Origin of the sequence: Saliterribacillus persicus, from assembly GCF_003337485.1 — a bacterium.
GTDB lineage: Bacteria > Bacillota > Bacilli > Bacillales > Amphibacillaceae > Saliterribacillus > Saliterribacillus persicus.
The window spans coordinates 125,030-137,462 of sequence record NZ_QPJJ01000012.1 but is presented as its reverse complement, the minus strand read 5'-3'; the positions used below and the strand labels follow the sequence as shown (position 1 = coordinate 137,462).

The following is a 12,433-nucleotide window of genomic DNA, read 5'->3' as shown; positions in this document are numbered from 1 at the left end:
AATAATATGATTGCCCAAGTGAGGCAACCCCATTTTGCTCGTTTTTTAGTACGTTCAATATTCTTTTCGAAATCATTATCGATATCCATTGTTACCCCAATCTTTTTGACTAAAAATATTTTTAATTACTGTATCTCTTCTTCCACTATCCTGCTGCTTAGTTCAACAGTGGTAGCCACAGCATTGCACCCGTTAGTTCAACAAGTTCTTCCTTCTTTTCGACTAATTTTATCCTTTAAATGCATAAGATTTGCTTCCTTTCACATCTGTGTTAATCCTAAATAGCCCCCCTGAAAAAGGGTAATAATTAAGTTGTTCTTTATTCAGCCCCGTCCTTGCAGTAGTTATATACAATTCATTTAAATTTTCCCCTCCAAATGTACACGAAGTTACATTTAATGCAGGGACTTCTATTGAGTCTATTTGTTTACCTGTTACAGGATTCCATCTAGATACTTTTGATCCACCCCAATGGGCAATCCACAACATTCCTTCTTCATCAATAGTCATCCCATCAGGAAATCCTTCGCCATCTGAGAATTTGATAACATCAATAGGGTTATCAATATCTCCTGTCTCAACATTATAATTAAAACAACAAACATTTTTAGTTAATGTATCTATGTAATACATAAACTTATTGTCTGGTGACCAGGCTATTCCATTTGATAATCCAACTTTATCTATTTTCTTTTGTACTTTCATATTCGTATGTAAACAATAAAGAGCACCTTGCTCTTTAGCATAAAATTTATTCATTGTTCCTGACCAAAAACGTCCATATGCATCGCATTTCCCATCATTGAATCTATTATTTGGTAAATGGCTCTCTGGTTCATCAATAGGGATAACTTTTTCCGTATCAAAATTAAAATAATAAAAACCGTTTTCCATTGCCAGTATTGCCTCGTTTCTATTTCTAGGAACAATTGCTCCAACATATTGTTCTAACTGAATACCACGGTTTTCATTTGTTACTGGATTAAAAATGTACACCTTTTTTTCTAAAATATCTACCCAATACAATAATTGCTTTACACTGTCATACCACGGACATTCACCTAGTGTCGCTTTGACGTCTAGAACCAATTCCAATTCTCCTACCAACCCAAACACCTCGTACTATTTATTCTAAATGTACTTTTCTCTGTAATAATATTGCAAAATCCTTCTTGGACAAACCTGCTACGTTTTAGAACAATACTTCACAAACTTTATGTTTATCTTACCATAAAAATCCATATTAACTTGCAAAAACAAGTAAAAAAGATATCTTTACCATATTAAAAGAACAACTCTACAATCAATTAACATACCAAAGTGTAGGTTAAAGTGTAACCCTACACTTTCCAGTTTCCCCTAACAATTTGATGTGCAATTATTCTTACATTTCAAAAGTAATTATAAGGGGTAATCTCTTTATATCAATAAAAAACGACTATAAATTGAAGTGCAATTTATAGTCGTTTTTTATTAAATTTTTAATGTTTGCGATGGGTAACGGAACCCGTTATTTTATTTAGCAACTTTTTAATATTTTTAATAGATAGCTAGATTTGATAAACTATTCTTAAAGAATGTGGGGTGATTACTTGAAGAGAATTCATGTGATAGTCACAGGTCGTGTACAAGGAGTTGGTTTTAGATTTTTCACCCAACAAGTAGCGACAGAACATGAAATAACTGGATGGGTGAAAAATTTAACTAACGGAGACGTCGAAATTGAAGCACAGGCATCATCGAATAATTTAGATGCTTTTCTAAAAAAACTAAAAAAAGGTCCAGGATTATTTGCATCTGTGAAAGATACTAAAATAGATCAAGTTGAATCAATAGAAAATGAAGATTCTTTTCGAATTCTTTATTAATGGATCTGAAAATACAAGAAAGACCACTATTTATAATAGTGGTCTTTCCTATGTAAAGTTATTTCTCTTCAAAGAATTTACGATTTAAAGAGATATACTCATGTTCTTTTTCAGGTACTTCATCTTCCATATAAATTGCTTCTACAGGACAAACTGCTTCACAAGCTCCACAGTCTATACAGATATCTGGATCGATGTAAAACATGTCTTTACCTTCTTCTATACAATCTACAGGACAAACCTCTACGCATTCGCCTGCTTTTTCTTGTTCACAAGGGGATGTAATTACAAATGCCAAGAGTATCGCCTCCTTTAAGTTATTCCATCACTAATATAGTGAATAATGTAGTATTTAAAACCCGAGTTCCATTATAGCTTACTTTGAATAGAAATGAAAACATAATTGTATATAAATTTAAAAAGAACCATCCATATATAGGAAATATTTAATTTGTTTCTTGCCATTTATGCTCAATTACATATTCTCCGCCTATTTTTTGAACAATAAATACATCGGGATTTGTTAAACGGGTCCACTGCTTAAATCCGAAATCTATTTGAAAATATCGTAATAACAACGTTAAGAGATTTCCGTGTGTAACCAATGCGATATTTTCATGATTCGGCTCTTCAAAGATTTCCGACACAATTTCTTCTGCACGATTAAATGCATCTTGTGAGGATTCCCCACCAGGAAGCTTAAAATCAAAGTCGTCAAATGAAGCCTCTAGTATTTCTAACCAATCATCTATTGGCTCTTCACTTAGCAATCTTTCTTGTAAACGTTCATCAGTCTCTATTTTTATGTTATGATCTTGTGCAAAAGGGCGAATCGTTTCGATTGCACGTAAATAAGGACTGCTTAAGATTCGATCAATCGGAAAACTTAATTGCTGCAAAAATATAGCCAAATGATAGGCTTGATTATTTCCTAATTTAGATAATGGCGAGTCTTTGTGCTGCCCTGTTGCATGACAATGACGAATTAATACAATTCTTTTCATTTTATCAGCTCCTGCAGAAGGTGTGGAAACGTTTATTTTTGTTGAAATATAAGGTTTATACTATATTATTCTATATAAACAAGCTAATTACAAGCCTAAATGCTAATTTCTTTTCACCTTAACAAAAATTTCACATCAGAACATGGTTTTCAACCATTTAAATTTCTTCAAAGTAGTTTTTTCTAAAGCCACCAATGCGATTCGTATTATCTAGTATAAAATAAAATTCTTCAGTTTCATTTTTCACTTCATATATTTCCCCGGCTGATAATACATTTTTCACCATGAATTTTTTCGCATCGGTGTGCACACACTTTATCTTTTTAATTGTATCAAATGTTTCCCACTGTTTATGAATCATAAAATGCCCCCTATTATCTATTTTCTTCTATAATAAGTCTTGTCATAGATTATTTCAAGAAAAGGTTAGTTTACATAATATTAATATGGTTAATCACTACGTTTTTGTTTGTTAAAATATAGTTTGAGTAACGGAGGAAACAATAATACAATGAGTAGCATTCTAACTAATTGCAAAGAACCAACAATTGATGGGTCTCCTCCAACTGCTTCAGCAGTTAATGCCATTTCTATTAATCCTCCTGGTGCAAGACTTAGTATTGCAGTAGCCATATCGATATTTGCTATATAAGAAAAAATTATACCAAAAAGGATAGAAATAAAAATTAAGAATAATGCTAATCCAAGAAAGATAAAAGCATGTTTTCCAGCTGCTTTTACCTGCTTTAGACTAATGGATTGTGCAAGATACATACCAATTGTCAGCTGAGCAAGGATAAACAAAAGTGCGGGCACATCTGCAATGGGAACGCCAGTAATTCGAAATATAGCCATAAAAAACATTGGTATGATAACGGTGGATGCAGGTAATTTATCATCAAGATATAACGCGACCAAAAATATCGGTATAAATATTAGTAATGTCCATATATTCCCACTATTATTCTCTACAACAGAAGAAGCTGCATCATTCTGTTGTAAAAGAAAATGAGTTGCGATAAATGGCAAGAGAAATAGAACTGCCATCAACCTAATGGTATGAAAAATTGCAACCAATCCAGTATTTCCCTTTAATGAATCAACTAGCGCCACCATAACCGATAATCCACCAGGGATACTCCCAAGCAAACTAGTAGTAGAATCCACTTTGCTTTTTTTACTTATTAATATAGCTATTAACATACTTGCTGCTATTAAAAGAAGGGTGAAAAAAGTATAAGGAAGCAAAAAGGGAAATACAACACTAAGCGTAGCTGTCGTAAATGTCGTACCTATTTGCACCCCTGTAATGGAAAAACTAGCTTGTTTTAAAAGTGTAGGTACTGAAAACCACTTGTGAGTTAGATGTTTCCAAATTAAAAGCAAGGTTAATGGTCCCAAAATCCAAGGCAGTGGAATGTGTAAAAAATAAAAGATGCTGGCCCCAAGTATAGCTATGATATAGAGAATTATTATATTTGATTTTGTTTCTTTTTCCATCATTATCTACCTCAATAAAGAATAAAACTCCTCTTGAATCTCACCAAGAGAAGTTTTATTCATCTTTTTTAAAATAAGGCTAAATATTCTTCGTAACCTTCTTCTTTTAATTTATCTTTAGGAATAAATCGAAGCGCTGCTGAATTAATACAGTAACGCAATCCCCCTTGATCTACTGGACCATCTTCAAAAACATGCCCTAAATGAGCATCTGCTTCATTACTTCGGATCTCAATTCTACGCATTCCATGCGAAGTATCCATTTTTTCATTTAAATGGTTTCTGTCAATTGGCTTTGTGAAGCTTGGCCAACCGCAACCGGCATCGTACTGATCTAACGATGAAAATAAGGGTTCCCCACTAATTACGTTTACATATATTCCTTCTTCATTATTATCCCAGTACTCGTTTTTAAATGGTGGCTCTGTTCCATTTTCTTGTGTAACGTGATATTGGATGTCCGTCAACTTACTTTTTAATTCATCTTTTGTATAATTCTTCTTCCAATGCTGTTTGATAAAGTCTTCTCTCCCTGATCCTTTTTTATAGAGTTTATAATGAAAAGGTTGTTTTTGATAATAATCTTGGTGGTTTGTTTCAGCTAAGTAAAATTCTTTAGCTGGTAGAATCTCTGTCACAATGGGTTTATTAAACTTCCCGCTAGCTTCTAAAGCTTGTTTAGAGTCCTCTGCTAGGTTCTTTTGTTCCTCGTTATGATAATAAATTGCCGTTTTATAAGAATCTCCTCTATCATGAAATTGACCATTAGGATCTGTTGGATCAATTTGCTGCCAAAAATAATTTAACAAGGTTACATAAGAAATTTGCTGTGGATCATACGTGATTTCTACAGCTTCTCGGTGTCCAGTTTTATTGGTACAGACTTCCTCATACGTTGGATTTGGAGTTTCTCCACCTGTATAACCTGATACTACTTGAATAATTCCAGGCTTTTGATCAAAGGGTTCCACCATACACCAGAAACATCCGCCTGCAAAGGTTGCTTTGTTTGTTTTGTTTTGATCCATGTCTTGCCTCCTTATTTCTTGATGTACCTATATTTTCCTCCATTTGGTGATTCAATGCAAATGGTCTGCATAGAAGTTAGATAAATATTTTAGGCTTCGATTCTTTTATTTCCAAAGGAATTTTTGTAGGTTTATTGTCTTCTATTGCTTTCTCTGTATTTTCTTCTAACACTTCTTCTATATTTTCACTGACATTTTCTTTTTGTTCAGTAGATATCTCATCAGTGGTGTCTTGTTCGTTTAATAATTGTAGTAACTGAATTAAACCAGGGCCATTTTTTATGATTGGTTCGTATTGCTTTAATACAGGAGTAATAGTTTGCATAAAGTCTAACCCTTTTTCTATATGATTTAAATATTTACTGATGGATGAGAAATTAAAGTTCTGTAATTGTGCAAGTAATCCACTTTTTTGTGTAGTGGTAGCAAACTTATCTGCTCCAGGCACCATCCATCCACCTGGATGAAAATTGTTTTGTATTGTAGGATGATAACCAAAGCTAGGGTAATTAAATCTTTCCATTGGCATTGTTAGGACACTCCCCTTAATAATATAGTCATTTAACCATAGAATATGAGAAGAGGAAACATATGCGTGGGCAATTGTTCTATAAAATGGATAGACTTTAAAATAGTTTTAAAAAAGCTTGGTGAGTTTCACCAAGCTTAATCTGCTATTACATCTACAGTTATAATAATTGCAATTGTACCACTAATAATAAGACCAAATAATATTGCTGATAACATTCTTCCGCCTCCTTTTTTGATATGGTAATAACAATACTATTTCCAGGGAAACCGCAAATATAGATAAATAATGCTAATATTAAAGTATATTACTCATTAATTGACATTTTTTAAAGAGATCAATTGATAATAACAGATGGTTTGTTCCTGTTTCCATGTAACCTCATTAATTTTAGCATAGCCTATTTCTTCTTCCTCTTCATATCGCAAAACTTCAATTAAATCATGAAGCGGATATAGACGATAACCATTCGTGATTACAACAAAATTATTGTGATCATTATCGACTCTTTTTTCCTTACCATTTGTAACTAAACAGTTTTCTATCACAATTGGCATACTCATCGTATTACCTCCATCTTCTTATATAAATAGCTTATATTATTTATTAGATATCTCTATTTTACCAAACCTAGTAAGCGGATGCACTTTTTATTTCAAGAACATCCACCTTTAGTCGATATAGGTTTGCTGTGAAAACGTCGGTCTAGAGTTGGAAATAAGCGCTTGAGCCATTTGGTGAAGCGCTTATTTGTAATTTTGCTCTTATCTCTTCTTTTAGCTGTGGAACGTGCGAAATAATGCCAATTAGTCTTTGATCAGCTTGTAAATCTTTTAAACATTCTATCGCTTGCTCCAATGATACTTCATCCAACGTACCAAATCCTTCATCTATAAATAAGGTATCGAGCTGCACTCCTCCTGCATATGCTTGAATAATATCTGACATTCCAAGAGCCAAGCTCAATGCAGCTTTAAACCCTTCACCGCCTGACAGTGTTTTAACAGATCGTTGTTGTCCTGTATATTGATCTAACACTTCTAAATCTAATCCGCTTTGTGCCCCTCTTTTAGCTAAGCTAGTACTTCTAATTAATTGATATCGATTGTCAGTCATTTTATCTAGTCTGATATTAGCTTGTAATAAAATTTCATCTAAAAAAGTGGATAGAACGTAACGCTCAAACGATAAGCGTTGGATATTATCCCCTTTAGCGAGGTTAGCTAATTCTCCAACATCAAAGTATTGTTCCTCTAATTGAATTCTATCATTGGCTAATTTTTCTAATGCTGATTCAATATATCTAATTTCTTCTAACTTTATACGTAAACCTTCTAATTGCTTTGCCAATTCGCGTTCCGCTTTTTCTGCTTTTTCTAACTCTTCTGCCAGTTTTACTAAATCTGGTCGCTCTTTATTTGTCAACTCCACTTTTATTTGTTCCAATTCCTTCAAGGTACTTTTAATTTTCTCTTGATAAATTTGATATTCTTCTTCGAGATTAGACCTTTCATTGTCACTAAGTTTCGCATCCAAATATCCTTGCTCATCTGTAAAAATGGATGCTTGTACAATAGAAAGATATTGATGTTTTTGTGTTTCGTACTTCTTTTTTTCTATTGTTAAAAAATTTTCTGATTCTTGACATATAGCAAGTTGTGTTTGTAATTTTTCTTTAATAGTGTGATAGTTCTTTTCCGTTTGTTCCCACTTTGCAACCATTTCATCATACTGGTGTTGGGCGTTATTTAACTTTTCTATGTGCGCCTTTTCGGTGGTTATTTTATCATGGAAATTTGAGAGAATGGCATCCTTTTTTGCTTGTAAACGATAGGAATCTTCACTTATCTTTCTCTCTTCTGCTATATTTTTTTCAGAAGACACTTTTAAAGCATGTAAGCTTTCTTCTAATTTTAGAATTTCTTGCTTACTTTGATTTAGCTGAACTAATTTATTATTTACATCTGACAAGTGCTGTTCTAATTCTTTTTTCTCTCGATCAGATTCTCGAATAACTTCAAGTATGAAAGGAGAATTTAATTCTTCAATCAATTCTTTAAAGGGTTTCCACAATCTTTCCACTTGTTGCTTTTGCGCCTGTCCATTTGACTTTATCTCAATATATTCCGATTCATAGCTTTTTAATTTTTCCTTTTCTACTTTGAGTCTATCTTGGAGTGTTGAAACTTCATCATCTGAAACAGCATGCACTTTATGACTTGCTTTATCAGGGTGATGTGTTGATCCACATACAGGGCAAGCACTACCCTCCATAAGCTTTTCAGCTAAATTGCTGGCATGATGCGTTCTGTTTTGTATTTCTAGCTCCTCTAGCTCTTTCTCAGTGCCTTCACATTGCTGTTTCATTTCTTGGTATTGTGCCTTGGTATGCTGATAGTTTTTTCTTAAGTGTTGAAGTTCTTTTAATTCTTTATCTAATTCTGTTAACGATGAAATTTTTTCTTTTAGTTGATCCAACTCTTTTTCTGCTTGTTGTTTATCCTCATAGATATTTGCTACCTTATCTGTTTCACTTCTGAGAATTTTTATACGGCTATCTGTCTGTTTTATAGTTTCTTCTTCTTCTAGTCTTTCATTTTTAAGCTTCTTTAAACGCAGAGTCGTTGCTTCTACTTCCTCATTAAGCTTTTGATAATCTTTAATTTTTTCTAGCTGTTTGGTTAATTGATTAATATACTCCTTTAATTCATCTCGCTTTTTTTCATTCGCTTTCTCTCTTTCAAATTCCTGACTAATACTTTTAAAGTCTAACTCTAAATGTTGTCGTTTCTTTTCATTTTCCTCTACTCTCTTTTTTTGTGCCTGCCATTCTATTTCTCTTTCTTTCATTTTCTCTTCATAAGGTAAAATTTTATCTGCTTCTATAGCTTTAGAAATGGTTTCTTTCTTGTTATTCATTTCTTCTTCATCTAAAAGCAGTTTGTCTTTTTCTGTTTCTAATTGTATTTTTTTTTGGTATTTTTCTTCTAGATTTTTTGCTTCAAAGTAATGGTTTTGATAGGTTTTTAATTGTATTTGTTTTTCCGTTTGTTGCTTTTCACCCAGGGCCTTCTCATCTATCATTTCTCTTTTCTTATATGCAAGGTCCTCTAAAAAGCTTTTCATAGAAGTTTCTTTTGAAGTAGTCTCTTGTTCTTTATCATGATAAAATCTTCCAATTTCTTGGTTTATCTTAACATCTAATTGTTCCATTGCCATTTTTAACTCTTTTGCTTCTTCTTTTAACTGATTAGATATTTCTGCGTAAAAATATGTATGAAATATCTTCTGGAGAACTTCTTCTCTATCACGACTATTTTCCGAAATTAATTTCCGAAACTCTCCCTGAGGAATCATAATCATTTTTTTAAATTGTTCATAGTCTAGTCCAATGATTTCTTGAATGTCATCATTTACATCCTTAATTTTTGAAGATAGAAGCTGCCACTTTCCTTCATCATTTTGATAATACAATTGTGCAGCAGCAGGATCTTCTGTATAACCTTCTCCTCGAGCCTTTAATTTTAATTGTCTCGGATTTCGATCAATCTTATACGCCTTATTTTTCAGGTTAAATTGAAAGGACACTTCCGTAGCATCAATATCCTTTGAAAAATGGCTTCTAAAAGTGTCTTGATCACGATCACTCCCACTTGCTTTACCATAGAGGCTATAACAAATTGCATCAAAAATCGTTGTTTTACCAGCTCCTGTTGGACCAGTAATTAAAAAAATAGATTCATCTTGAAGTTGAGTGAAATCGATGACTTGCTTGTCACGATAAGGACCAAATGCTTTAAGCTCTAATAAAATTGGCTTCAATTTATTTCCTCCTCTCTTCTTGATGTAATTTATCTATCACTTTTTCGATATAGGTATTCCTTTTTGGGGGGATAGTATCGCCTTTCATTTCTTCATAAAATGCTTGGAATAATTGTAGATGAGACATTTTTTGTTTTTTTCGTATCATGTTGATATCTTGAGTTTGTTGGTCTTTATTTTTCACGACTCTTTCTAAGCGTAATATATTTGGATAATACTCTCTTAATTTTCCGATAGGATTAATTAATTGACCATCATCGAGTAAACCAATATGTAAATAATCTTCTGTTGGCTTTAATGTTGTACCGTCTAAAAAATCATGAAAATATCCTTCTATTTTTCGCATATCACGAATTGGCTTTAAAGGGACCTTCTCGATTTCGCATTTGCCTGCTTTATCGATATCAACGATTGCTACTGATTTTTGATGATTTGCTTCTGAGAAAGAATATTTTAATATAGAGCCACTATACCTGATATAATCTTGCGTAATTTTTTGAGGTTGGTGGAGATGCCCCAAGGCAATATAGTGAAACTCTTCAAAAATACTTGCATTAACATAAGGTGTTCCGCCGATCATGGTTAATCGATCTTCTGAGTCTGTTTCCATCCCCCCTGCTAAAAATGTATGGGCAACAACTATTTGCCGTGCATTTTTATCTTTTGTTTCATGTATGGTTTCAACAATTTTTTCCATCGCTGTTTGATGTGTTTTGATATTTTCGTCATCAAAATATTGCCTTACTTCAGATGGCTCTAAATATGGAATAAGATATACTTCAACTTTCCCGTCTACTTCATTTAGTGCAATTGGTGAGAGAGCTTCTTCTATTTTGGTAGCCATATATAATTCTTGAGAACGAAACAATGCTGTACCGAATCCCAATCGATCAGGACTGTCATGATTACCTGAAATTGCAAACAGAGGCAGGCGTTTTTCAACAGTAATGTTCGTTATTACCTTACTTAACAATTCTACTGCTTCTTTCGGTGGAATGGATCGATCGTATAGATCTCCTGCTATTATCATAATATCTGGTTGATAGGAGTCTATAATTTGTAAAATTTCATCTAGAATAAAAGCTTGATCATCTGTCATATGTACACCATTAACAATTTTACCAAGGTGCCAATCGGCAGTGTGTAATATCCGCATGAACTAACCTCCAATAGGAATTTTCTTGCTTTTTTATAGCATACTAGGTAAATTTAATTTTTCAAGAGACAATTAAATTTGATTAAGAACACATGTTCTATTATAATATAACATATTCATTAAAAAATACAGAGAAGTAGTCGAGGTGATAGTATGGTAAACGATCGCGGGTCTATAAAATGGTCGTCTTTAATGTTGCCAGAGCATGTGGAACAGCTAAAAGAATTGCTGGATAAGGAAAAAATAGAGCAAGAGCCAATTCTTTCAGAGGATGCTATGGAAGAATTAAATTATCAACTGTTTGAAGCAATTAATCAATATAAAGAAGTGCAAATCACAATCTATCACAATAATTATTTACAGACAAAAGTAGGTGTTGTTACGGCTTTATCTGTTCATAATGCCACCATTCAGTTTGAAGAGAAAAATACCGATTCCAGTATGTTATTTTTAATTAAACAAATAAAAAGGCTCCATGTAATGGATTAGGACAAAACCATTTTATGATTTTGTCCTAGTCATGTTAAGCATTTATTTTATATTCATCCCACAACCTATCAAAGGTTTGTAATGCCTCTGGAAACGGTGCTGTCCATTCTAAGTAACGGCTTAGCTCGTCATAATCAGTTGATTGTTTGGGGAAATCATGGTCATAGAACATCCATTCTGCTAAGCTATATGCTTTATCCGTATTTTTCGCTCCTCGATAGCGCATCATATATTGATAAAAAGTTTTCATCATTTACCTCTCTTCCTGGTTTGAATCCTCTTGCATGTATGCTTCATGCTTGTCCATTTTCTTTTTGTAAATGATTCGAGATAAAACAATACTTATTTCATATAAAATAATAAGTGGAATTGCTACAATGATTTGCAAGAAAAAATCTGGTGGTGAAATCATGGTACCAATAATAATTAAAATAAAATAAGCATACTTTCTCGTTTTTACTAGAAATTTAGGAGTTACTATTCCTAATGAAGTTAAAAACATCGTAATAATTGGTATTTCAAATAATACAGCAAATGGAATCGTCACACGAAATACAAATCGAAAATAATTTTCAACTGTAAAAATTGTTTCAAACATACCATCATTTAATGATAAAAGAAATGGTAGGATTAAGTGGACAAATATATAGTAACCAAAAACTAATCCCGAAAGAAAAAGAATAAAGATTGCTGGGATATAAGCAAGTGATGCTTTTCTTTCAGTCGAAGTTAGACCAGGTCTTATAAATAACCATAGCTGAAAACAAAAAAAAGGAAGCGTGGCAGTAAGCCCTACGATAAAGGCAATCGTAAATATAATCCAAATAATTTCCCCAGGTGCAATTAAATGTAGCGTAAGATCGGTGTCATTAAGAAAAAAATCACGAATATCTTGTACAAAATACAAACCCACTGCAAAAAAGATAATAAAAATTAAAGCGGTCCACAAAAGGCGCTTTCTTAACTCTGCAAAATGATCTAAGTAAGCCATTTCTTTTTCTTCGGTGCTCTCCACTTTCACCACATAAACTCTCTCC

General features: G+C 32.9%; 14 protein-coding genes. 2 read left to right on the top strand and 12 right to left on the bottom strand.

The window, feature by feature from the left end; translation table 11 throughout:
• Nucleotides 1-228: 228 nt before the first annotated feature.
• Nucleotides 229-1,107, bottom strand: a complete 879-nt coding sequence (locus DFR57_RS14130; protein ID WP_114353857.1) for an SMP-30/gluconolactonase/LRE family protein — start codon at nt 1,105-1,107, stop codon at nt 229-231.
• 485 nt (nt 1,108-1,592) lie between these two features.
• Here DFR57_RS14130 and DFR57_RS14125 point away from each other — a divergent pair, with 485 nt between their 5' ends.
• Complete coding sequence (locus DFR57_RS14125) at nt 1,593-1,868, top strand: acylphosphatase (protein WP_114353856.1); 276 nt, start codon at nt 1,593-1,595, stop codon at nt 1,866-1,868.
• A 58-nt stretch (nt 1,869-1,926) separates the two neighbouring features.
• Here DFR57_RS14125 and DFR57_RS14120 read toward each other — a convergent pair whose 3' ends face one another.
• The 9 genes from DFR57_RS14120 to DFR57_RS14080 form a co-directional block, all read right to left on the bottom strand.
• Nucleotides 1,927-2,166 carry a ferredoxin family protein gene (locus tag DFR57_RS14120; RefSeq protein WP_114353855.1) on the bottom strand — a complete coding sequence of 80 codons (240 nt, stop codon included), beginning with the start codon at nt 2,164-2,166 and terminating at the stop codon, nt 1,927-1,929.
• A gap of 148 nt (nt 2,167-2,314) precedes the next feature.
• Nucleotides 2,315-2,872, bottom strand: a complete 558-nt coding sequence (locus DFR57_RS14115) for a histidine phosphatase family protein (RefSeq protein WP_114353854.1) — start codon at nt 2,870-2,872, stop codon at nt 2,315-2,317.
• A gap of 157 nt (nt 2,873-3,029) precedes the next feature.
• The gene (locus DFR57_RS14110; protein WP_114353853.1) at nt 3,030-3,233 is read right to left on the bottom strand and encodes a DUF6501 family protein; all 204 of its coding nucleotides are present in this window, start codon (nt 3,231-3,233) and stop codon (nt 3,030-3,032) included.
• 89 nt (nt 3,234-3,322) lie between these two features.
• Nucleotides 3,323-4,375: an AbrB family transcriptional regulator gene (locus DFR57_RS14105; protein WP_245937480.1), complete on the bottom strand. Its 1,053-nt coding sequence runs from the start codon at nt 4,373-4,375 to the stop codon at nt 3,323-3,325.
• A gap of 65 nt (nt 4,376-4,440) precedes the next feature.
• Nucleotides 4,441-5,400 (bottom strand): peptide-methionine (S)-S-oxide reductase MsrA, encoded by a 960-nt coding sequence (gene msrA, locus DFR57_RS14100; protein WP_114353851.1) that lies wholly within the window; start codon nt 5,398-5,400, stop codon nt 4,441-4,443.
• Nucleotides 5,401-5,476: 76 nt separating this feature from the next.
• Nucleotides 5,477-5,929 carry a VrrA/YqfQ family protein gene (gene vrrA / locus DFR57_RS14095; RefSeq protein WP_114353850.1) on the bottom strand — a complete coding sequence of 151 codons (453 nt, stop codon included), beginning with the start codon at nt 5,927-5,929 and terminating at the stop codon, nt 5,477-5,479.
• A 314-nt stretch (nt 5,930-6,243) separates the two neighbouring features.
• Complete coding sequence (locus tag DFR57_RS14090) at nt 6,244-6,492, bottom strand: DUF2584 family protein (protein ID WP_114353849.1); 249 nt, start codon at nt 6,490-6,492, stop codon at nt 6,244-6,246.
• 142 nt (nt 6,493-6,634) lie between these two features.
• Nucleotides 6,635-9,751: an AAA family ATPase gene (locus tag DFR57_RS14085; RefSeq protein WP_114353848.1), complete on the bottom strand. Its 3,117-nt coding sequence runs from the start codon at nt 9,749-9,751 to the stop codon at nt 6,635-6,637.
• A 1-nt stretch (nt 9,752) separates the two neighbouring features.
• Complete coding sequence (locus DFR57_RS14080) at nt 9,753-10,907, bottom strand: exonuclease SbcCD subunit D (protein ID WP_114353847.1); 1,155 nt, start codon at nt 10,905-10,907, stop codon at nt 9,753-9,755.
• A 153-nt stretch (nt 10,908-11,060) separates the two neighbouring features.
• On the opposite strand from DFR57_RS14080, the gene DFR57_RS14075 reads away from it, so the two are divergent.
• On the top strand, nt 11,061-11,396 hold the full coding sequence (locus tag DFR57_RS14075) for a YolD-like family protein (RefSeq protein ID WP_114353846.1): 336 nt from the start codon (nt 11,061-11,063) through the stop codon (nt 11,394-11,396).
• 34 nt (nt 11,397-11,430) lie between these two features.
• On the opposite strand, the gene DFR57_RS14070 is transcribed toward DFR57_RS14075, so the two are convergent.
• Both DFR57_RS14070 and tatC read right to left on the bottom strand, forming a co-directional pair.
• Nucleotides 11,431-11,649, bottom strand: coding sequence for a YozE family protein (locus tag DFR57_RS14070; protein WP_425450971.1), 219 nt, complete (start codon nt 11,647-11,649; stop codon nt 11,431-11,433).
• Nucleotides 11,650-12,387: a twin-arginine translocase subunit TatC gene (tatC, locus tag DFR57_RS14065; protein WP_114353866.1), complete on the bottom strand. Its 738-nt coding sequence runs from the start codon at nt 12,385-12,387 to the stop codon at nt 11,650-11,652.
• Nucleotides 12,388-12,433 lie beyond the last annotated feature (46 nt).

Excerpts from the sequence above, each read along its gene's own strand:
- DFR57_RS14070 (WP_425450971.1), bottom strand. The coding sequence starts at position 11,649 with ATGATGAAAACTTTTTATCAATATATGATGCGCTATCGAGGAGCGAAA.
- msrA (WP_114353851.1), bottom strand. The coding sequence starts at position 5,400 with ATGGATCAAAACAAAACAAACAAAGCAACCTTTGCAGGCGGATGTTTC.
- tatC (WP_114353866.1), bottom strand. The coding sequence starts at position 12,387 with ATGGCTTACTTAGATCATTTTGCAGAGTTAAGAAAGCGCCTTTTGTGG.
- DFR57_RS14080 (WP_114353847.1), bottom strand. The coding sequence starts at position 10,907 with ATGCGGATATTACACACTGCCGATTGGCACCTTGGTAAAATTGTTAAT.
- DFR57_RS14115 (WP_114353854.1), bottom strand. The coding sequence starts at position 2,872 with ATGAAAAGAATTGTATTAATTCGTCATTGTCATGCAACAGGGCAGCAC.
- vrrA (WP_114353850.1), bottom strand. The coding sequence starts at position 5,929 with ATGCCAATGGAAAGATTTAATTACCCTAGCTTTGGTTATCATCCTACA.
- DFR57_RS14110 (WP_114353853.1), bottom strand. The coding sequence starts at position 3,233 with ATGATTCATAAACAGTGGGAAACATTTGATACAATTAAAAAGATAAAG.
- DFR57_RS14075 (WP_114353846.1), top strand. The coding sequence starts at position 11,061 with ATGGTAAACGATCGCGGGTCTATAAAATGGTCGTCTTTAATGTTGCCA.
- DFR57_RS14090 (WP_114353849.1), bottom strand. The coding sequence starts at position 6,492 with ATGAGTATGCCAATTGTGATAGAAAACTGTTTAGTTACAAATGGTAAG.
- DFR57_RS14105 (WP_245937480.1), bottom strand. The coding sequence starts at position 4,375 with ATGATGGAAAAAGAAACAAAATCAAATATAATAATTCTCTATATCATA.